This window comes from Paraburkholderia sp. MM5384-R2 (genome assembly GCF_014201025.1).
Lineage (GTDB): Bacteria > Pseudomonadota > Gammaproteobacteria > Burkholderiales > Burkholderiaceae > Paraburkholderia > Paraburkholderia tuberum.
In genome coordinates this window covers 1-21,746 of record NZ_JACHDI010000032.1, presented here as the reverse complement: position 1 = coordinate 21,746, position 21,746 = coordinate 1, and the positions used below count along the sequence as shown (strand labels likewise).

Here is a 21,746-nt window from a genome sequence, read left to right as displayed (position 1 = left end):
GGACCCCCGCGCCGATGAACATTTCCCGCCTGTTCATTCTTCGCCCGGTCGCGACGCTGCTGCTGATGATCGCGCTCGTGCTCGTCGGTCTGATCGCGATGCGCGTGCTGCCCGTGTCGTCGCTGCCGAACGTCGACTATCCGACGATTCAGGTGCAGACCTTTTATCCGGGCGCGAGCCCGACGGTGATGGCGACCACCGTGACCGCGCCGCTCGAGGTGCAGCTCGGCGAGATTCCGGGCCTGCAGCAGATGACCTCGTACAGTTCGGACGGGGCGTCGGTGATCACGCTGCAGTTCGATCTGTCGCTGAACCTCGACATCGCCGAGCAGAACGTGCAGCAGGCGATCAACGCGGCGAACAGCTATCTGCCGTCTGGCTTGCCGGCGCCGCCGACCTACGCAAAGGTCAATCCCGCCGACCAGCCCATTCTGACGCTCGCGGTCACCTCGAAGTCGATGTCGCTGACGCAACTGGAGGACGTCGCGAACAGCCGCCTCGGCACGAAGATCTCGGAAGTGGCGGGCGTCGGCGTCGTGACGACGAGCGGCGGCAACGTGCCCGCGATCCGCGTCGAAGCCGACCCGCACAAGCTCGCCGCCTACGGTCTGAACATCGACGATCTGCGCACGCTGCTGAGCTATGTGAACGTGAGCCAGCCGAAGGGCAATTTCGACGGCCCCGATCTCGACTACACGATCAACGGCAATGATCAGATCACCGATCCGAAGGACTACCTCGACACCGTAATCGCCTACCAGAACGGCTCGCCCGTCTTCATGCGCGACGTCGCGCGCGTGAGCCAGGCCGCCCAGGACGTCGAGCGCGGCGCCTGGTACAACGGCTCGCCCGCGATCGTGCTGAACGTGCAGCGCCAGCCGGGCGCGAACGTGATCCAGACGGTCAACCAGATCATGAAGGAGCTGCCGCAGCTCGAATCGACGCTGCCGGCCGGCATGAAAGTGACCGTGGTGTCGGACAGCACCGGCGTGATCCGCGCGTCGGTCGCGGACGCCGCGTTCGAACTGATTCTCGCGATCGTGCTGGTCGTCGCGGTGATCTTCGTGTTCCTGCGCAACGTGCCCGCCACGCTGATTCCGAGCATCTCGGTGCCGGTCTCGCTGATCGGCACGCTCGCGGTGATGTACCAGCTCAACTACTCGATCGACAACCTGTCGCTGATGGCGTTGATCATCGCGACCGGCTTCGTGGTCGACGACTCGATCGTGATGATCGAGAACATCGTGCGCTATCTGGAAGAGGGCATGTCGCCGCTCGAAGCCGCCCTCGAAGGCGCGGGGCAGATCGGCTTCACGATCCTGTCGCTGACTGTTTCGCTGATCGCGGTGCTGATTCCGCTGTTGTTCATGGGCGGCGTGATCGGGCGGCTGTTCAGCGAGTTCGCGGTGACGCTCGCGGTCACGATCGTGATTTCGGCGGTCGTGTCGCTGACGGTGGTGCCGATGCTGTGTGCGCGGATGCTGCGCGCGCAGGCCGAGCGCCATCCGAGCCGCTTCGAGCGCATCAGCGAGGGCCTGTTCGACAAGACGCTCGCCGCCTACGAGCGTGGCCTGCGCTGGGTGCTCGACCATCAGACGCTGACGCTGATGGTCGCGATCGCCACCGTGGTGCTGACCGGCATCCTGTATGTGGTGATTCCGAAGGGACTGTTTCCGGTGCAGGACGTCGGCGTGATCCAGGGCATCAGCGTCGCCGACAACTCGGTGTCGTACGCGGCGATGGTGCAGCGCCAGAGCGCGCTCGCCGACGCGGTCCTGAAGGACCCGGACGTGGTCTCGCTGACGTCGTACGTGGGCATCGACGGCACCAATGCGACGCTGAACAACGGCCGTTTCCTGATCAATCTGCGCGAGCGCGACCAGCGCTCGGACACCGCCCAGGAAATCGCGCGCCGGCTCGCGCAGGAAGTCGCGCACGTGCCCGGCGTGAAGCTGTTCATGCAGCCCGCGCAGGACCTGACGCTCGACACGACCGTGTCGCCGAACCAGTACAGCTTCGTGTTGCGCGGACCGAGCCAGCAGGCGTTCCAGAAGTACGTGCCGGAACTCGTCGCGCGCCTGAAGCAGATTGCGTCGCTGTCGGACGTGCAGAGCGATCTCAATAGCGACGGCCTCAGCGTGAACGTCGAAGTGAACCGGCAACTGGCCGCGCGCTTCGGCATCACGCCCGCGACGATCGACAACGCGTTGTACGATGCGCTCGGCCAGCGCATCGTGTCGACGATCTTCGAGCAGTCGGCCCAGTACCGCGTGATTCTGGTCGCGAAGCCGGAAACGATGCCGACCGTGCAGTCGATCGGCAATCTGTATCTGCCGAGCCAGACCAGCAGCACGGGTCAGGTGCCGCTTGCCGGCATCGCGAAGATCCAGATCGCGAAGGCGCCGCTCGTGATCAGCCATCTCGCGCAGTTTCCGTCGGTGACGGTGTCGTTCAATCTTGCGAAGGGCGCATCGTTGAGCACCGCGGTCAAGGAGATTCACCAGGCCGAGCAGGCGATCGACCTGCCGCCGTCGATCACGTCGTCGCTGCAAGGCGCGACCGCGGCGTTCGAGGATTCGCTCTCCAGCGAGGTCTATCTGCTGATCGCGGCGCTCGTTGCCGTGTATATCGTGCTCGGCGTGCTGTACGAGAGCTTCATCCATCCGGTCACGATCCTGTCGACGCTGCCGTCGGCCGGTATCGGCGCGCTGCTCTCGCTGATGCTCGCTGGTATGGATCTCGACGTGATCGGCATCATCGGCATCGTGCTCTTGATCGGCATCGTCAAGAAGAACGCGATCATGATGGTCGACTTCGCGCTCGATGCCGAACGCAATCATGGCAAGGCGCCGCGCGATGCGATCTTCGAAGCGTCGCTGCTGCGTTTCCGACCGATCCTGATGACGACGTTCGCCGCGATGCTCGGCGCACTGCCAATGCTGCTCGGCACCGGCACCGGTTCGGAACTGCGCCGGCCGCTCGGTCTCGCGATCATCGGCGGCCTGACGCTGAGCCAGGTGCTGACGCTGTTCACGACGCCGGTGATCTATCTGTTCTTCGACCGTATGGCCACGCGCGTGAACCGCTGGCGCGCCGGGCGCGCCAAGCGCAACGGCGGCGACGAGCCGGGCGGGCGCCCGCCGGAAGGCGGCGCGGAGGGCACGCGGTGAACATCCCGGCGATCTTCATCCGGCGGCCGGTCGCGACGACGCTGCTCGCGATCGCGATCCTGATCTCCGGCACGCTCGGGTATTTCCGCATGCCGGTCGCGCCGCTGCCGAACATCGCGTTTCCGGTGATCGTCGTGCGGGCCAACATGGCGGGCGCGAGCCCGAACATCATGGCGTCGACGGTGGCCGAGCCGCTCGAGCGGCGGCTCGCGACGATCGCCGACGTCGCGGAGCTGACCTCGATCAGCTATGTCGGCTCGTCGTTGATCATCGTCGAGTTCGGCCTGAAGCGCGACATCAACGGCGCCGCGCGCGACGTCGAGGCGGCGATCCAGGCCGCGCGCGCCGATCTGCCCACCACCTTGCGCAGCAATCCGAGCTACCGCCAGTACAACCCGGCCGACGCGCCGATCATGGTGCTGTCGCTGACCTCGGACACGCTGACCAAAGCGCAGCTCTACGACTCCGCCGATTCGGTGATCCAGCAGCAGCTGTCGCAGGTGCAGGGCGTCGGCCAGATCACGCTCGGCGGCGGCGCGTTGCCGAGCGTGCGCGTCGAGTTGCAGCCGGGCAAGCTCAATAGCTACGGGATCGGCATGGAAGACGTGCGCGCGGCGATCAGTGCGGCCAATGCCGACAGCGCGAAGGGGCATCTCGACGTCGGCGATCAGCGCTACGTGGTCACCTCGAACGATCAGATCACGCACGCGGCGCCGTATCGCGATCTGGTGGTCGCGTATCGCGACGGCGCGCCGGTGCAGTTGCGCGACGTCGCCCAGGTGCGCGACTCGAACGAAAACATCCGCAACGCGGGGCTCTTCAACGGCAAGTCGGCGATTCTGGTGATCGTCTATCCGATGCCGGGCAGCAACGTGGTCAGCACCGTGCAGCAGATACGCAACGTGCTGCCGGCGATCGAAGCGACGTTGCCGAGCAGCGTGCACGTCGATGTCGCGATCGATCGCTCGCAGTCGGTCACCTCGTCGGTCAGCGATACCGAGCGCACGCTTTTCATCGCGGTGCTGCTGGTGGTCGGCGTCGTGTTCATCTTCCTGCAGTCGCCGCGCGCGACGCTGGTGCCGGCGGTCGCGTTGCCGCTGTCGATCGTCGGTACCTTCGGGCCGATGTATCTGCTCGGCTATAGCATCGACAATCTGTCGCTGATGGCGCTGACCATCGGCACCGGCTTCGTCGTCGACGACGCGGTCGTCGTGCTCGAAAACGTCGTGCGATACATCGAGCAGGGGTTGAGTCCGAAAGAGGCCGCGCTGAAGGGGGCGGGCGAAGTCGGCTTCACGGTGATCTCGATGAGCCTGTCTCTGATCGCGGTGTTTCTGCCGATCATTCTGTTTCCGGGCATCGTCGGACTGATGTTCCATGAGTTCGCGATCACGCTGTCGATCGCGATCCTGATTTCGCTGGTGATCTCGTTGACGGTCACGCCCGCGATGTGCGCGTACGTGCTGAGCCGCGACAACGCCGGTCATTCGAAAGCGCGTTGGGCGCGCTGGATCGAGCGGCAGTTCGATCGCTTCAAGGACGTCTACGCACGCACGCTCACGGCCGTGCTCGATCATTCGCTGCTGGTGATCCTGCTGCTGTTCGCGCTGCTGGTCGGCAACGTGTTCATGCTGAAGCTGGTGCCGGCCACCTTCTTCCCCGAGCAGGACACCGGCATCGTGATCGGGCAGATCATCGCCGACCAGAGCATTTCGTTCACGGCGATGCAGAAGAAGCTCGCGCAGTTGCAGTCGATCGTGCAAAGGGATCCGGCGGTGCAGTCCGTCGCGGGCTTTACCGGCGGGCGCGCGCTCAATACCGCCAATGTGTACATCGAGCTGAAGCCGCTGTCGCAGCGGCACGCAACGGCCACCCAGGTCGTCAACCGGCTGCGGCCGAAGCTCGACGAAGTGTCGGGCGCGCGGCTCTTTCTGCAGGCGCAGCAGGATTTGCGCATCGGCGGGCGGCAATCGGCGGCCGAGTACCAGTACACGCTGACGAGCGACGATTCCGCCGCGCTGTTTGCGTGGACGCCGAAGCTCGTCGCCGCGTTGTCGAAGGAGCGCGGGCGGCTGCTCGACGTGAACTCCGACTTGCAGCAGAACGGCCTGCAGACCTACCTGACGATCAATCGCGCGACCGCCGCGCGCTACGGCTTTGCGCCGAATCAGATCGACAACGTGCTGTACGACGCGTTCGGCCAGCGCACCGTGTCGACGATCTACAACCCGCTGAACCAGTACTTCGTCGTGATGGAGGTCGCGCCTGAGTACTGGCAGTATCCAGACACGCTGAACCGGATCTATCTGAGCACGTCCGCCGGCAATCCGACCGGCACGGCCGCGACACGGATGCCGCACGGCACGGTATCGGCAACGACTACCGCGACCACGACCGGCACGTCGTCGAACACGAACTCGCGCAACTCGGACGCGCAGTCGAACTCGACCAACAACAGCATCGCCAACAGCAAGGGCGGCAGTTCGACCGGTAGCGCGGACAGCACGGCTGCCGAAACGATGGTGCCGCTGTCGGTGCTGACCTCGTATAGGAACAGCCATACGTCGACGCAGGTGAACCACCAGAGCGGGCTCGTCGCCGCGACGATCTCGTTCAACCTGCCGGCCGGCGGGTCGCTGAGCCAGGCGGGCGCGGCGATCAACGAAACGATCCGCGAGATCGGCATGCCCGCGAGCATCCACGGCTCGTTCGCGGGCGCGGCGGCGGCCTATTCGCAGTCGATGGGCGTGGTGCCGCTGCTGATTCTCGCGGCGCTCGGCGTCGTCTACATCGTGCTCGGCGTGCTGTACGAGAGCTCGATCCACCCGCTGACGATTCTGTCGACGCTGCCGTCCGCGGGCATCGGCGCGACGCTCGCGCTGCTGATCTTCGGCACGCCGTTTTCGGTGATCGCGATGATCGGCATCATCCTGCTGATCGGTATCGTCAAGAAGAACGGCATCATGATGGTCGACGTCGCGATCCAGTTGCAGCGCCAGCAACAGATGCCCGCGCGCGACGCAATCCACGCGGCCGCGCTGATCCGTCTGCGGCCGATCATGATGACGACGTTCGCGGCCGTGCTCGGCGCGGTGCCGCTCGCGGTCGGCATGGGCCAGGGCGGCTCGCTGCGCCAGCCGCTCGGTATCACGGTGATGGGCGGGCTGATCCTGAGCCAGATGTTTACGCTCTATACGACGCCGGTGATTTATCTGTATCTCGACCGTCTGCGTGCACGGCTGGTCAGATGGTCCGCGGGGCTGCGCTGGAACCGCGACGCGAAGCCGGGACAAGCGGATACGAAGGCATGACGATGAAGATTTCGACTGAACGAATGACAGGGTCTCGCGCCGGGTTGCCGAGCATCGCGACGCTCGCCGTCGCGCTGCTGGCGCTGTTCAACGCCGGCTGCATGGTCGGCCCGGACTATCACCGGCCGCAGGTCAGCGTGCCCGCCACGTACTCGGAACTGCCGGGCTGGACCCAGGCCGAGCCGAACGCGACCGGCCCGAAGGGCACATGGTGGAGTGCGTTCAACGATCCGTTGATCGACGAACTCGAACCGCTCGTCGCGGTGTCGAACCAGACCGTGCGCGTGGACTACGCGAACTACCAGCAAGCGCTCGCCGAAGTGCGCGCCGCGCACGCGGCCCTGTTTCCGACCATCGGCGCTACCGGTTCGGCGACGCGCGAACGCGCGAGCAGCGGTTCGGTCAGTGCCTCGGGAAGCTTCGTCAACGGTACGGCGACGCGCATCGTCAATTCGGGCTCGCTGGAAGGCAACGTGAGCTGGGCGCCGGATCTGTGGGGCCAGGTGCGCCGCACCGTCGAGGAAAACGCCGCGAGCGCGCAGTCGAGCGAAGCGACGCTCGCGAATGCGACGCTCTCCGAGCAGGTCGCGCTCGCGACCGCGATCATCGAGCTGCGCACCAGCGACGCGAACATCGACCTGCTGCAGCAAACGGTCGTCGCGTATCAGCACTATCTCGACGTCGTCACCGAGCAGGATCGCGCGGGCACGATTGCGCCGAGCGACGTGATCACCGCGCGCAGCCAGTTGAATACCGCGAAGTCCGATCTGATCGCGCTCGGCGTCGCGCGCGCGCAGAACGCGCATGCGATCGCGGTGCTGGTCGGCAAGAACCCGGAAGAGCTGTCGATCACGCATAGCACCGCGATGCCGGCGCTGCCGTCGGCGCCGGTCGGCGTGCCGTCGACGCTGCTCGAACGCCGCCCCGACATCGCCGCCGCCGAGCGCAAGATGGCCGCGCAGAATGCGGCGATCGGCGTCGAGGTGGCCGCGTATTACCCGGACATCTCGCTGTCGGCCGTGGCCGGATTCACGCAGTCGCCGCTGTCCGGTCTGCTGAAGGCCGCGAACTACGTGTGGTCGCTCGGCGGCAGCGCGACCGAGACGCTGTTCGACGGCGGCCTGCGCAGCGCGGATGTCGACGCGGCGAAGGCGGCCTACGACGCGGCGGTTGCCAACTATCGCGGCACGGTGCTGGGCGCGTTCCAGAACGTCGAGGACGATCTGTCCGGCCTGCGCATTCTCGCCGAGCAGGCGCTCGTGCTCGAAACGGCGGTGCGCGACGCGGACCGTGGCGCGGAGATCGCGTTCAACGAATACCAGGCGGGCACCGTCGATTACACGACGGTCGCGATTGCGCAAGCGACGCAATTGACGACGCGGCAGACCGCGCTGAACGTGCAGGAATCGCGCTTGCTGCACGCGGCGTCGTTGTTTGGCGATCTGGGCGGCGGGTGGTCGACCGATGAGCTGCATGATCCGCGGCATCCGGCGGCGGCTTTATCCACGGCACCTTCTTCGGCTTCCTCGCCTTCGGCTGCGTCTGCTTCATCGGCTACGTCATCGGCGACGTCTGCGGCTATCATGCCGGGCGCGCGGCAAGTGCGGCACGATCAAAACGACTAAGGACGAGCATTGGCCAAAGGCATCCACGGGCAAGACGTCAGCGACCCGGTATCGACACCCGAAGACGACGCGCCACACCTTTCACCACCGCCGCACGAAGTGACCTCGCTCGGCCTCTTTCTGATCTTCGCCCGCATCGGTCTGACGAGTTTCGGCGGCGGACTGAGCGGCTGGTTCATGCGCGAGTTCGTGCACGACCGCCACTGGATGAGCGAGGACGAATTTCTCAACGGCCTCGCGTTGTCGCAGGCGCTGCCCGGTGTCAACGTGAAGAATCTGGCGATCTGGATCGGCTACCGGCTGCTCGGCTGGCGCGGCGCTGTTGCGGGATTCTGCGGCATCATCTTTCCGGCGGCCGTCGTGATCATTCTACTCGGCGCGTTCTTCTCGGCGATCGCATCGTTTCCGCTTACGCATATCGCGCTCGCTGGCGCCGCGGCCGGCGCGATCGGGCTGTCGCTGTCGATGGCGATCACCGCCGCACGCCGGCTGCCGCGCCGCGTGTTTCCGTATCTGGTGCTGCTCGCGACGTTCGCGGCCGCCGCGGTGTTTCGCGTGTCGCTGGTGTGGACCGTGCTGATCGCCGGCGCGTTGAGCGTCGGCTATGAATACGTGCGCGAGGCGCGCCAGCCCTGATCGGCTTTTATCGCCGCTAGTCAAACTCCACCAAAGCTTCTGCCGTGTTCAGAACTCTTATCGCCCTGTTTTCGGTGTTCGCGCCGCTATCGATCGTCACCGTCGGTGGCGGGCAAGGGATCATCCCCGAAGTGCAGCGCCAGGTCGTCGACGTGCATCACTGGATGACCCATGCGCAATTTCTCAGCGACTTCGCGATCGCGCGGCTCGCGCCCGGTCCTGGCTCGCTGCTCGCGACGCTGATTGGCTATCAGGTCGGCGGACTCGGTGGCGCGCTCGTCGCGACCGTCGCGCTATTTGGGCCGACTGCGTTTCTGATGTATGGCGTCGTGCACGTATGGAACCGGCACGAAGGCGCGCGCTGGCTGAATGCGTTGCAGGCCGGGTTGCGGCCGGTGGCTACCGGGTTGATTCTCGCGGCCGTCTATGTGCTGATCAAGGAGCTCGAAGGCGGGTGGATTGCGTGGCTCACCGCGGCCATCGCGACCGTGCTCGTGATGACGACGCGTATCAATGCGTTGGTGCTGATCGCGGGCGGCGCGGTTGTGTTTGTGGTGGCGCATTTTGCGGGGTTGCTGTAGCGCGCCACCGATACTTCTTCCTAGTTGTGTGTAATTCGCCTGATCGTACTGGTCACGAGATCCACGTAGAACAGGTCGCCATTCTGGCCCGCCTTCAGATCCACCGGTCCTCCCTGCAGATCCCTTGCGAAAGCCTGGGGCACATTGTTCGGAGGTTGCATGGTCCAGATGCATTGCCGCAGAAGATCACCAAAGTACAGTGCGTTTTTGAATTGAGCAGGGTAGGTTGTGCTCGTATCGTCGGTAAACCCGATCGCAGAGATGACACTGCCGTTCTGGTCCGGCCCTCCGCCGTTCCGCTTGCCGCCGCAGGTTCTTCCACGACTGTCATCGGCTGAAATGTAGCTCGTGTGAGCGTACGCATAAAACGGCGCCGTGGCACCCGCGAACTTTCCGCAGTAGCCCGTGTTTTGATAGTCGGGCTCGGGAGCTGCAGCGAAGTTGGCGCCAGGGCTCCATCCTTCGTAGCACGGCCAGCCGAAGTCTTGGCCGTCGACAGTGACGTGATCGATCGCCTCCCAACTGTTCCAGCCCACATTGCCGATATACAGCTCGTCCGTACTACCAGGCAGGCGGGCGAACCGGAACGGATTGCGTAAGCCTTGCGCAACCAGGGCAACGCTTTGAGTTGTCGAACCCGGGTTCGTGATCCGGAGAACAGCGCCGTCGCTATAGGGAGACACGCCTTGACTGCGAAACGCGCCCTGCGGCAGATTCGTGCCATCGCCGCACGCAGTATCCAACTGTCCGTAGTCCACCTGATCGAAGCTCGCGCCGTCGCCAGCGCTAACGTACAGCGTTCTGTTGTCAACTCCGAAGACTAGTCCGCCAATACTGTGAGACGTGTAGAAAAAACACCACGTTTGATTGCCTGACCCTGCGGGAGGGAGGATCTTCGTTTCAGTGGTGCCCGCTGCCGCCGTTGTCAGCAGCGAAAGCCGGCCGTGAGTCAGAACGTTTCCGCTACAGGCCCCTGTAGCTGGAGGCGTCGTGTAAAGCACGTAAATTTTGCCGTCGTTCCGAGGATCGACCGCAATCCCGAGAAGTCCTCGGTCGACATCGTTGCAGACTTCATTGCTGAGGTCGGCAATCAACGTACAGGTAGGCGTCGCCAGGTCGCAATTCCAAACCCTGCCGCCTTTTTCGGCGATGAAGACCCTGGTCTGGCTTGCGTTGAAACTGATTGCCGTCGGCTGATTGAGACAACCGCTGTATAAAATCCGCTCTGTAAATCCCTTTGGAAGCACCGGCTGCGGCCGGGTCGTGGAGACGGGCTGACATGTGACCGATTGCCCAATGGCGACGGAGGCCGGTACACCAGGGTTCCTGGGAGGATTGGCGTGCGCCGGATCGGCGAAACATGCCAACCCCAGCAGCGCTGCCAGTATGACGATTACGCGGGTCTGAGTTGCCCGCCAGAAAATAGGGGGCGACACCTTATCCTCCTGTTCGCGAGTTGAATACAAAAACACCAGTAGACGTACGACCGGTGCATTGACTGCTGTATGTGCATCGCGATTCGCGAATTGTGAATGGTTGAATGATAGGACTCACACACCCGCGAATGGTGGCCAATTCTCTGCCGCCGCACGCCACCTCGCGCAAGCCGCATAACGTCCACTCACGCGTTTTCCATGTTGAACTGGCGACGCTGGAATAGGTGGCCTCGGTCAACCGTCATCCTTGGATGGTGCCGCTTGGCGAGATCCTGCCCCACATTTTTTCGCGTTAAATGCCCTAGGACATTAATTTCCTCCCCCGTTTCTGCCGCACTATGGGAGATCAAGCGAGACGACGCCGACTCCTCACGGAGCCAGCATCCACCACGACATAGGAGCAGCGGTGATCGAGCAGTGGCGCGAGGCCGTGCGCGCGGTGCACGGCGTGGAATCGAAATACAAGCGGCTGGTCAAGGCGATTGCCGGCGACATCGAGAACACGACGCTGCCGCCGGGCGCGCGCCTGCCGCCGCAGCGCGACGTCGCCGCCGAACTCGCGATCAGCGTGCAGACCGTGACCAACGCGTACAAGGAACTGGAGCGGCAAGGCCTGATCCGCTGCGAGGTCGGGCGCGGCAGCTTCGTCGCGGCGCGCGTCACCGAAACGATGTCGAGCTACATGCTCGATACGGCCGAGCGTTCGGTGGTCGACTTTTCGATCGCGCGCATCATTCACACGTCCGAGCATGACGCGATGTGGCGCAAGGTCTGCGCGACGCTGTCGACGCTCGACGATCAGCCGTGGATTCGCGCGTTCCGGCCGATCGCGGGCTTCGAGCATCATCGCCAGGCGGGTATTGCATGGCTCGCGTCGCTCGGCATGCCGGCTTCGGCCGATACGCTGCTCGTCACGAACGGCGCCGCCCACGGCATTTTTCTCGCGCTCGCTTCGCTGGTGGGGCCGGGCGACACCGTGCTGTGCGAAAGCCTCACGGATCACGGCGTGATAGGGTCGGCCAACGTGCTCGGCTTCACGCTGAAGGGCCTCGAGATCGACGAGTACGGCATTCACCCCGAGCATTTCGAGGAGATGTGCGACAGCGAGCGCATCTCGGCGCTCGTCTGCACACCGACGCTGAACAATCCGACCGTCGCATTGATGCCCGATTCGCGGCGTCGCGCGATTGCGAAAATCGCCGAACGCTATGGCGTATACGTGATCGAGGACGACGTGTACGGGCCGTTGCCGGCCAAACATTCCACGCCCATTTCGAGCCTGATTCCGGACCTTTCGTTCTACTGCACGAGTTTTACGAAGTCGGTGATGGCCGGCTTGCGCATCGGTTATATGACGACGCCGCGCCGGCTCGCGCTGCGCGCCGAGAGCGTGCTGCGCGTGAGCAGTTGGATGGCGACGCCGCCGATGGCCGAGGTCGCCACGCGCTGGGTTGTCGACGGCACGGCCGCGCGGCTCGTCGAAATTCAGCGCGAGCGGCTCGGGCGACGTCAGTCGCAATTGCAGCAGACGCTCGGTAAATATGTCCTGGGCGCGCATCCGCAGGCGCTATCGGCGTGGCTGCGGGTGCCCGATCACTGGCGCACCGATCGGCTGGTGCGCGAACTGCGCAATCGCGACATCGCAGTCACGTCGCCCGATCCGTTTCTCGTGCGCGACGCCGACCGGCCCAATGCGGTGCGGGTTTGCGTCGGCGCCGAGGTCAGCGAAGACACCTATAAAGCCGCGCTCGAAACGATGCGCGACGTGTTCGAGCAGTACCCGCAGGTGCACGATTTCACCTGATCGCGCCGGTGCGCGAATTGCGTAACGCGCTCACGGAAATGAACTAGGACAATAAAAATCCTTTTTTAGAACACTAGACTGGGCTGCATGGAAAGCGATGCGGTCGCGAGTCATTGCGTTTATCCGCGATAGCCGTGCCCGCATCGAATAGCGAATCGACCTCTTTGATGCAGGGCCTGGTGCATGTCCGTTCCATCGTCAACCGATCTTTCGTTAGCCGACATTTACCGCGCGCGCAGCCGTATCGACGCTCGCGTATGCCGTACGCCGCTCGTCGAATCGCCGAGCCTGTCGGCGCACGCGGGCACGCCGGTCTATCTGAAGCTCGAGACCGTGCAGCCGACCGGCAGCTTCAAGCTGCGCGGCGCGACCAATGCGCTCGCGCAGTTGGCCGAGCAGGGCTGCACTCGCGTGGTGACCGCATCGACCGGTAATCATGGCCGCGCGCTCGCGCATGCGGCGCGCGCGCTCGGTATGGACGCGACCGTGTGTCTGTCGCGCCTCGTGCCCGCCAACAAGGTCGACGCGGTACGGGCGCTCGGCGCGCACGTGCGCATTACCGGCCAAAGTCAGGACGAGGCCGAGCACGAAGCATTGCGGCTCGCGCGCGAAGAAGGCTATGCATACGTGCCGCCATTCGACGATCCGCGCGTGATCGCCGGACAGGGCACGATCGGGCTCGAAATCGTCGAGGCCTTGCCCGATGTGGCGAACATCGTGGTGCCGTTGTCGGGCGGCGGGCTGTTTGCCGGCATCGCGCTCGTGGCGAAAAGCACCAATCCCACGATCGGCTTGACCGGCGTCACGATGGCGCGCGGCGCCGCGATGCATGCGAGCCTCGCGGTCGGACGGCCGGTGCTGGTCGAGGAAGTCGACACGCTCGCCGATTCGCTCGGCGGTGGCATCGGACTCGAAAACCGCTATACGTATGCGCTGACGCGCGATCTGATCGACGAGACCGTGCTGCTCGACGAGGCGTCGATCGCGCGCGGCATTACGCATGCGTATCGGCAGGAGCGGCTCGTCGTCGAAGGCGCGGCGGCGGTGGGGATTGCCGCGGTGCTCGATCGCGCGCTGCCCGCTGAACGCATCGCGCGCGGGCCGCTCGTGCTCGTCGTGACGGGCGCGAACATCGATATGAATCTGCATCGGCGGATCATCGGCAACGAATCCTCGCAAGCCGCGCCGTCACCGAACTCACACACCCCATCATGACCTCGATCACGCTCCTTGGCGAAGCCGAGCTTCGCAAACTCGTGCCGCTCGATCTCGCGGCCATCGATCAGATCGAAGCCGCCTTTGTCGCGCTCGCGACCGAGGCGGTCGCGATGCCGCCGATCCTGCGGCTCGATCTGCCCGCGCATAACGGCGAAGTCGACGTGAAGACCGCGTGGCTGCCGCGCCTCGACAGCTTCGCGATCAAGGTCAGTCCTGGCTTCTTCGACAACCCGTCGCTCGGTCTGCCGAGCCTGAATGGTCTGATGCTGGTGTTGTCGGCGAAGACCGGGCTGACCGAAGCGGTGCTGCTCGACAACGGCTATCTGACCGCGATACGCACGGCAGCCGCCGGCGCGGTCGCGGCGCGCTGGCTCGCGAAAGCGCACACGCCGCAGGTCGCGGTGATCGGCGCGGGCGAGCAGGCGCGTCTGCAACTGCGGGCCTTGATGCTGGTGCGCCGCGTCGAACACGTGCGCGTCTGGGCGCGCGACGCGGCGAGCGCGCTGCGTTTCTCCGCGGAAGTGAACGACACGCCCGGCGTGCGATGCGATGTCGCGGCCAGCGTTCATGACGCGCTCGCCGAAGCGGACGTCGCGATTACCACCACGCCGAGCCGCACGCCGCTGATCGAAGCCGCCGATCTGCATCCGGGCCTGCACGTCACTGCGATGGGTTCCGACGCCGAGCACAAGAACGAAATCGCGCCGGCCGCGCTGGCGGCGGCGCGCTACGTATGCGACCGCGCGCAGCAAACGCGCGTGCTCGGCGAACTGCATCACGCGCTCGCCGCGGGCACGATGCGTGACGATGCGGCGATCGTCGAATTGGGCCAGGTGATCGCGAAACAGGCCGCGGGCCGCACGAGCGACGCCGACGTGACGATCTGCGATCTGACCGGAACCGGCGCGCAGGACACCGCTATCGCCGCGCTCGCATTGCAGCGCGCGCGTGCCGCGAAGGCGGGAACCACATTTGGCAACGACGCGCCGCCTAAATGACGCGCGATGAACGGCAATACGCCGCGCAAGCGGCTCACGAAGGAGTAGTACAGATGCGGGCATCCCCGATTCAACCGACGGTCGATTTCAACGCCGACGGCGAACAGCATGGTTTCCTGAAGCTGCCTCATTCGCACGACGTCTCCGCATGGGGCGCGGAGATGATCCCCATCACCGTGATCCGCAACGGCGAGGGACCGACCGCGCTGCTTACGGGCGGCAATCACGGTGACGAATACGAAGGGCCGATTGCGCTGTCGAAGCTCGCCGCCACGTTGAAGGCGAGTGACGTACGCGGGCGCGTGATCATCGTGCCGTTCATGAATTTTCCGGCGTTTCGCGCGGGCACGCGCACGTCGCCGATCGATCGCGGCAATCTGAATCGCAGCTTTCCGGGCAAGCCGGACGGTACCGTGACCGAGAAGATCGCCGACTATTTTCAGCGCTATCTGCTGCCGCTCGCCGACTATGTGCTCGATCTGCACGCGGGTGGCCGCACGCTCGACTTCGTGCCGTTCGCCGCGATTCACGTGCTGCCCGACGCGACGCAGCAAGCGCGCTGCGAGGCAGCGATGCGCGCATTCGGCGCGCCGTACTCGATGCGGATGCTCGAACTCGACAGCGTCGGCCTTTACGACACGGCCGTCGAGGAAGCGGGCAAGGTGTTCGTGTCGACCGAACTCGGGGGTGGCGGCACGGCGACCGTGCACAGCGTGGCGATTACGGAGCGCGGTGTGCGCGGCTTTCTGCAGCATGCGGGAATCATCAGGCAAGACGAAGCAATGGGTCACTCAAGGGCGAGCGCGCCGCGCACGACGACGCTGCTCGATATGCCCGACGGCACCTGCTACACGACGAGCGAGCACGATGGCCTGCTCGAACTGTGCAAGGACCTCGGCGACATGGTCGACGGCGGCGAGGTGATCGCGCGGATTTACGACGCGAAGCGCACCGGCGCCGCGCCGATCGAATATCGCGCGCGACGCGGCGGCATGCTGGCCGCGCGGCATTTTCCGGGGCTCGTGCGGATTGGCGACACGGTTGCGGTGGTCGCCGACGTGCTCGAACGGGGCATACCGGTAACGGTCTGAACGCGCGATGAAATTCGACCGCTACGATCTCGCGATTTTGCGGATTCTCGCGCGCGATGGACGCATCACGAAGTCGCGCCTCGCCGAAGAAATCAATCTGTCGATTTCGCCGGCATGGGAGCGCGTGAAGCGCCTCGAAGAAGAGGGCGTGATTCGCGGGTATCGCGCGGATATCGATTGGGTGCGCGCGTTCAAAGGCAGCCGCGTGGTGGTCGAGGTCACGCTCGCGCGTCATACCGCGCCGGACATGCGGCGCTTCGAGGAGCGCATCGCGGCCGCGCCCGAAGTCGTGCAATGCCTCGCGACGGGTGGCGGTGTCGACTATGTGATGCAGGTGCTGTCGCGCGATATCGACCACTATCAGCGCTTCATCGATACGTTGCTGACCGACGAATTGGGCATCGAAAAGTACTTCACCTATATCGTCACGAAGGTGGTGAAAAGCGGGGCCGAAGGCTTGCCCGAATGGGCGGAACGATCGATTGGCGAGAACGGCTGAGTGGCGCGCTACTTGCGATCGACGTACGACGAAGAGCCCCACCCGAAAAACCGATAACCATGCGGCAAATTGCAGAAAAAACGTAGCCTTCGAGAAGCGACAACAAAAAAAACCGCAGTGCCGCCGGACCTACAGTGATAGCAGACATCGGACACAGGAGGTCGTCATGTTGCTGGGTCATCCGGTCTTATTCAAATCGCTGTGCTACGTGGATGGACGCTGGATTCATAGCGCGAGCGCCGCGAGCGTCGCAGTGCAGAATCCCGCGAATCAGGAAGTGCTCGGCCATGTGCCGATGCTCGACGCGGCGCAGATCACCGCCGCGGTCGATGCCGCGCAGCGCGCGTTCGACACGTGGCGCTGGGTGCCGGTCGCCAAACGTTCGGCGCTGCTGTTGCGCTGGCATGAGCTGATTCTGCGTCATCAGCAGGATCTCGCCGCGATTCTGTCGCTCGAACAGGGCAAGCCGCTTGCTGAAGCGCGCGGCGAAATTGCGTATGGCGCGAGCTTCGTCGAATGGTTCGCGCATGAGGTGCGGCGCCTGAATGGGCGCACGATTCCGACCCATATCGATGGCGCTCATCTGGGCACGATCATCGAGCCGGTCGGCGTGGCCGCGCTGATCACGCCGTGGAATTTCCCGTGCGCGATGCTCACCCGCAAGGCCGCTGCCGCGCTCGCCGCCGGTTGCACGGTGGTCGCGAAGCCCGCACACGAGACGCCGTTCTCCGCGCTCGCGCTCGCGCAACTCGCCGAAGAAGCGGGCTTTCCGGCCGGCGTGTTCAACGTCGTGCTCGGCGAGCCGCAAATGGCGATGGAAACGCTGGTTTCAGATAGCCGCGTGCGCTCGGTCAGCTTCACCGGCTCGACGCGTGTCGGCGCGCTAGTGATGCAAACGGCCGCACGGGCAGGCATCAAGAAGACCGCGCTCGAACTGGGCGGCAACGCGCCTTTCATCGTGACCGAAGATGCGGACCTCGAGCAGGCCGTGCGCGTCGCGGTCGCGGCGAAGTTCCAGACCTCGGGCCAGGACTGCTGCGCGGCGAACCGGATCTTCGTCGCGCGTTCGTTGTATGAAGCGTTCGTCGCGCGATATAGCGATGCCGTGAAGGCGTTGAAAGTGGGCGGCGCATTCGACCCGAACGTGGACGTCGGCCCGCTGATGCACCAGGCCGCGTTCGACACGACCGTGCAGCGCGTCGCCGACGCGCGTGAGAAGGGTGCGCGCGTCACGGTAGGCGGTGCGGCGCACGAGCGCGGCGGCTGGTTCTTCGAGCCGACCGTGGTCGCGGATGCGGCGCCCGGCATGCGCATTTACGACGAAGAAAATTTCGCGCCGATCTCGGCGGTCACGCCGTTCGATTCGCTCGACGAAGTGGTCGAACGCGCGAACGACACCGAGTATGGACTCGCCGCCTACGTGTGCGCGAAAGATCTGAACACCGTGTTTCAACTGATCCGCCGACTCGACTTCGCGATGGTGTCCATCAACGGCGCGAAATTCACCGGCGCACCGATTCCGTTCGGCGGCGTCAAGTCGTCGGGGCTTGGACGCGAAGGCGGCGTCGAAGGCTTCGAGCCCTTCGTCGAGACACGTTATTTCTGCCTTGGCCAGCTTGGCTTGCCGGTCAGCGACAGCGCCCCCGCTCGTGCCGCTGCACATGCGATGGCGACGGACGCAACGGCCTGAACCTACCGATTCATTCATCCAGACATCACACGAAGGAGCGACCCATGACTCAATTCGATCAACTGCTGAACGCCGATCGCGCGCACTTCATGCATCCGTCGACGCACGCGCACGATCACGCGAGCGGCGCGCTGCCGGGCCGGATCGTGACCGGCGCGAAAGGTATCCGCATCGAGGACCATCAAGGCAAGACTTTTATCGATGCATTTGCCGGCCTTTATTGCGTGAACATCGGCTACGGTCGCACCGAAGTGGCCGAAGCGATTTACGAGCAGGCTAAGAAGCTCGCGTATTACCACACGTATGTCGGCCATTCGACCGATACGATCATCGAGCTGTCGTCGCGCATCATCGACTGGTCGCCGCAAGGCATGAAGAAGGTGTACTACGGCATGTCCGGCTCGGACGCGAACGAAACGCAGATCAAGCTCGTTTGGTACTACAACAACGTGAAGGGCCGGCCGAACAAGAAGAAGATCATTTCGCGCGATCGCGGCTATCACGGCTCGGGCATCGTCACCGGTAGTCTGACCGGTCTGCCGAGCTTCCACCAGTTCTTCGATCTGCCGATCGAGCGCGTCAAGCATACCGTGTGTCCGCACTGGTATCGTCGCGCGCCGGCCGGTATGAATGAAACGCAGTTCGTCGCGTACTGCGTCGACGAACTCGAAAAACTGATCGCGCGCGAAGGCGCCGATACGATCGCGGCCTTCATCGGCGAACCGGTGATGGGCACGGGCGGCATCGTACCGCCGCCGGCCGGGTACTGGCCCGCGATCCAGCAGGTGCTGAAGAAGCACGACATCCTGTTGATCTGCGACGAAGTGGTATGCGGTTTCGGCCGGCTCGGCTCGAAGATGGGTGCGCAGCACTACGGCATTCAACCCGATCTGATCACTGTCGCGAAGGGTTTGACGAGTGCTTACGCGCCGCTGTCCGGCGTGATCGTCAGCGAAGGCGTATGGGACGTGATCGATAAGGCATCGCAGGAATCGGGTGCGTTGGGGCATGGCTGGACCTATTCGGGCCATCCGATCTGCGCGGCGGCGGCGCTCGCCAACCTCGAGATTCTCGAACGCGAGAACCTCACGCAGAATGCGGCGCAAACCGGCGCTTATCTGCTGGAGCAATTGCATGCGGCGTTCGACTCGCATCCGCTCGTCGGCGAAGTGCGCGGCGTGGGCATGCTGGCCGCGCTGGAGTTCATGGCCGACAAGGATGTCCGCACGCCGTTCGATGCGGCGCTGAAGGTCGGGCCGCGTGTGTCGGCTGCCGCGATGCAGCGCGGACTGATCGCGCGGGCGATGCCGCACGGCGACATTCTCGGCTTCGCGCCGCCGCTGGTGACGTCGCGCGGCGACGTGGACGAGATCGTGAAGCTGACGCGCGAGGCGGTGGATGAGGTGGCGTCGCAGGTGTTTGCGCCGGCTGCTTCGCTTTGATCAAGTGAGGTGAAAGAGAACCCCGGCTGCTGTCTTGTCATGCGGTCGGGGTTTTTATTAGCTTCGTGCGGTAGTACCGCCATAGCTTGATGATCGTCACGTAGGCAAGCGCTGCCACGATCAATTCAATAGTCATCCACACTACGAAATATAGAATCCGAAGCACGCTACCATGCGAGCGCCTCGCTTTCCGTCCACGGATAGGGGTATGGGTGGACATAATGGATCGACAGAACGAAAAGGCCGAAAAATAGCGCGACCTGAGATCGCAAGAACAGCTACTTTGGCGCTGAAAGATTCAGTCGCGCGGCCAGATCCGGATGCGCTTCGCCTAGACATCGAAGTGCCAGCGCTCCAAGCTTGCGGGCCGATTCGTCATCCAATGGAGTTTCAGGTGCTTCGGGAATATCGAGGAACATCGCCCGATCCAGGGTTGATTGAATGGCACGACGCGACACGTTGCTCATTTTGAGCGTATTCGTGTCGTCGTCGTAGATAAAGACGACAGCAAGGTCTCGGACCATCAATAGCCTCTGCACTGGTTGTATGTTTCAAAAGCACGTTGCTCGCACGCAAAGCGAGTTCTCAAATCGCCGCCGTATGTTTTTGACAGCATCTTGCACGCGATCATATTGCGCTCATATTCCATCTCGCACTCGATCTCTTGCCGTTCGCTCACACCGCGTGCACCAAGGATCGTCACATCTCCGACTGTCGAAGTGTCAGAATACTCGAACGGCTGGGCATTGCCCAGATTCTGCGGCACGCGCGGGCTGCTGCCATATTGCGAGCGTGCCATGCTAACGTCGTGCGCTTGTTGCGCGCGACCGCGACAATCGCACGCCCATGCGTAACCCAGCGCTTTGGCCATTGCGTAACCGGTCGAATACGACCGAAGCCTATCCTGCGGAAACCATCGGGGTAGCAAGCCGGACTCAGAGATCAACGAAACGCGGCAACAGGTTCTGATCGGCGAGGCGGATTTCGATATCGTTTGCCGCCTTGACATGCTCCCGGTTGTTCACGTCAAAGACTTCATCCGTCACGCTTACGATGATCGTGCCTTGTTGTCCTCCGTCGCGCACGACCTGAATCAGGGCGCGCGCTTCTGGCACCTGGGCCAGCGTGAGAACGTGCGGCAGGTAGAGCATCCAGCTTACGCCTGGGCGGTCGTCGAAAACAGCTTCAGTAGCGTACTTACGCGGTCCAAACGTCACATAAAGCGACTCATAAATTCCTACCGTTCTCGCTATAACTTCAGCAACGGATTTGTAATCGCCCAATCTAGATGAGTGACAATTTTTCTCACTCATCTCCAGATCAATCATTTGGGAAATTTCCCCCCCGCCATCGAACGAAACGTAAGCGGTGGCTCCTTCTTCCTCTGATTCGGTGCCATTCCAAATTCCGATCGATTTTGTCGCGCTCTGACTTACATTTTTGTATTCATTGGACAATGCGAGAATCGCGGCCTTAGATGGCTCATTGTTCTCGTAGACGTTGCACTGCAACGCCTCCACGATCGTATCAGCTTGAATATACCAATTAGCCAAGGTGCTGTCTTTTTGTGAGATTAAATCAACAAGAAGTCGCAGCCGGCGAATGTGAAATTCAAAGGCCGAAGAGGAAACGGCGCCGCTATCACGATGTTGTGCGAATAGATTCATGATTGAATCAAGGTTGATTGACAGACGGCACTCCGGCGATCCGAAGCGTCGAAAGCATATATTGCCTCGTCTTTGGGGTCTTGAAATACCACATTAGCCTTGCCGGAGGATTGGCGCGCACTTTAGCCCCATGGTCTATTATCTGGTCCGCCATTTTCTTGAAGCCCGCGAAAAACGGCTTTGGCTTATCATTCCCTCCGATAAATTGGTCATAGTTCCCCTTGGCTTCCTGCAAGAGACATTGGGAGGGCTGAAACCCATCGAAGTCTGTGCCGAGCCAACTCCACTCCATGCTCCAGCCCTGGCTGGTCTCCTTGCCATTTCCGTCCGCGACTATCCCATACTCAAACGCTGTTATGCGGGCCTGGTAACGTCGCGGCTTGGGATTCATATTGTGGTTTCGCCGCACTTTTTCACCGCTCTTTTCAGGCGGGCACTTGCACGGTCTTTCTCGTTCGCGGCTCCGGTCACGCGGCAGTTCGCCCCATCCGCCGTCTGCACCCGCGCCAGTGCCGCTGCTGCCTGCGGGACCAGCAGACGGCGCGGCGGTGGAAACCGGAACAGGCATAGGCATTGCC

17 protein-coding genes are annotated in these 21,746 nt (G+C 63.4%); 12 read left to right on the top strand and 5 right to left on the bottom strand.

Annotated features, from left to right (window positions below; all coding sequences use genetic code 11):
- Positions 1 to 14 precede the first annotated feature (14 nt).
- The 5 genes from HDG37_RS33145 to HDG37_RS33125 are packed head-to-tail and all read left to right on the top strand — an operon-like array spanning position 15 to position 9,323.
- The gene (locus tag HDG37_RS33145; RefSeq protein WP_184055029.1) at positions 15 to 3,170 is read left to right on the top strand and encodes an efflux RND transporter permease subunit; all 3,156 of its coding nucleotides are present in this window, start codon (positions 15 to 17) and stop codon (positions 3,168 to 3,170) included.
- Positions 3,167 to 6,481 (top strand): efflux RND transporter permease subunit, encoded by a 3,315-nt coding sequence (locus tag HDG37_RS33140; RefSeq protein WP_184055027.1) that lies wholly within the window; start codon positions 3,167 to 3,169, stop codon positions 6,479 to 6,481. The genes HDG37_RS33145 and HDG37_RS33140 overlap by 4 nt, the downstream gene beginning before the upstream one ends.
- A complete protein-coding gene (locus HDG37_RS33135; protein ID WP_184055025.1) occupies positions 6,478 to 8,106 on the top strand; it encodes an efflux transporter outer membrane subunit in 1,629 nt (542 codons plus the stop codon). Before HDG37_RS33140 ends, HDG37_RS33135 begins: the two co-directional genes overlap by 4 nt.
- Before the next feature lie 9 nt (positions 8,107 to 8,115).
- A complete protein-coding gene (locus HDG37_RS33130; RefSeq protein WP_184055023.1) occupies positions 8,116 to 8,742 on the top strand; it encodes a chromate transporter in 627 nt (208 codons plus the stop codon).
- 44 nt (positions 8,743 to 8,786) lie between these two features.
- A complete protein-coding gene (locus HDG37_RS33125; protein WP_184055020.1) occupies positions 8,787 to 9,323 on the top strand; it encodes a chromate transporter in 537 nt (178 codons plus the stop codon).
- Positions 9,324 to 9,343: 20 nt separating this feature from the next.
- On the opposite strand, the gene HDG37_RS33120 is transcribed toward HDG37_RS33125, so the two are convergent.
- Positions 9,344 to 10,759, bottom strand: coding sequence for a PQQ-dependent sugar dehydrogenase (locus tag HDG37_RS33120; protein ID WP_311541726.1), 1,416 nt, complete (start codon positions 10,757 to 10,759; stop codon positions 9,344 to 9,346).
- Positions 10,760 to 11,165: 406 nt separating this feature from the next.
- Here HDG37_RS33120 and HDG37_RS33115 point away from each other — a divergent pair, with 406 nt between their 5' ends.
- From HDG37_RS33115 to HDG37_RS33085, 7 genes are all read left to right on the top strand, one after another.
- Positions 11,166 to 12,563 (top strand): PLP-dependent aminotransferase family protein, encoded by a 1,398-nt coding sequence (locus HDG37_RS33115; protein ID WP_184055018.1) that lies wholly within the window; start codon positions 11,166 to 11,168, stop codon positions 12,561 to 12,563.
- A 183-nt stretch (positions 12,564 to 12,746) separates the two neighbouring features.
- On the top strand, positions 12,747 to 13,778 hold the full coding sequence (gene eutB / locus HDG37_RS33110) for a hydroxyectoine utilization dehydratase EutB (RefSeq protein ID WP_184055016.1): 1,032 nt from the start codon (positions 12,747 to 12,749) through the stop codon (positions 13,776 to 13,778).
- Positions 13,775 to 14,779, top strand: a complete 1,005-nt coding sequence (locus HDG37_RS33105) for a cyclodeaminase (RefSeq protein ID WP_184055014.1) — start codon at positions 13,775 to 13,777, stop codon at positions 14,777 to 14,779. Before eutB ends, HDG37_RS33105 begins: the two co-directional genes overlap by 4 nt.
- 53 nt (positions 14,780 to 14,832) lie before the next feature.
- The gene (gene doeB / locus HDG37_RS33100; RefSeq protein ID WP_184055012.1) at positions 14,833 to 15,870 is read left to right on the top strand and encodes a N(2)-acetyl-L-2,4-diaminobutanoate deacetylase DoeB; all 1,038 of its coding nucleotides are present in this window, start codon (positions 14,833 to 14,835) and stop codon (positions 15,868 to 15,870) included.
- Between the two features lie 7 nt (positions 15,871 to 15,877).
- Positions 15,878 to 16,369 carry an Lrp/AsnC family transcriptional regulator gene (locus tag HDG37_RS33095; RefSeq protein ID WP_184055010.1) on the top strand — a complete coding sequence of 164 codons (492 nt, stop codon included), beginning with the start codon at positions 15,878 to 15,880 and terminating at the stop codon, positions 16,367 to 16,369.
- Positions 16,370 to 16,535: 166 nt separating this feature from the next.
- Positions 16,536 to 18,059, top strand: coding sequence for an NAD-dependent succinate-semialdehyde dehydrogenase (locus HDG37_RS33090; RefSeq protein WP_184055007.1), 1,524 nt, complete (start codon positions 16,536 to 16,538; stop codon positions 18,057 to 18,059).
- A gap of 44 nt (positions 18,060 to 18,103) precedes the next feature.
- Positions 18,104 to 19,501, top strand: a complete 1,398-nt coding sequence (locus HDG37_RS33085) for an aspartate aminotransferase family protein (protein ID WP_184055005.1) — start codon at positions 18,104 to 18,106, stop codon at positions 19,499 to 19,501.
- Between the two features lie 278 nt (positions 19,502 to 19,779).
- Here HDG37_RS33085 and HDG37_RS33080 read toward each other — a convergent pair whose 3' ends face one another.
- From HDG37_RS33080 to HDG37_RS33065, 4 genes are all read right to left on the bottom strand, one after another.
- Positions 19,780 to 20,025, bottom strand: a complete 246-nt coding sequence (locus HDG37_RS33080) for a hypothetical protein (RefSeq protein ID WP_184040027.1) — start codon at positions 20,023 to 20,025, stop codon at positions 19,780 to 19,782.
- Entirely contained in the window at positions 20,025 to 20,300 is a 276-nt protein-coding gene (locus HDG37_RS33075) for a hypothetical protein (protein WP_184055003.1), read from the bottom strand. Before HDG37_RS33075 ends, HDG37_RS33080 begins: the two co-directional genes overlap by 1 nt.
- A 136-nt stretch (positions 20,301 to 20,436) precedes the next feature.
- Positions 20,437 to 21,168 carry an immunity 52 family protein gene (locus tag HDG37_RS33070; RefSeq protein ID WP_184055001.1) on the bottom strand — a complete coding sequence of 244 codons (732 nt, stop codon included), beginning with the start codon at positions 21,166 to 21,168 and terminating at the stop codon, positions 20,437 to 20,439.
- 7 nt (positions 21,169 to 21,175) lie between these two features.
- Positions 21,176 to 21,746: restriction endonuclease fold toxin 5 domain-containing protein (locus HDG37_RS33065; RefSeq protein ID WP_409260262.1), on the bottom strand; the 571-nt coding region annotated here is incomplete at its 5' end.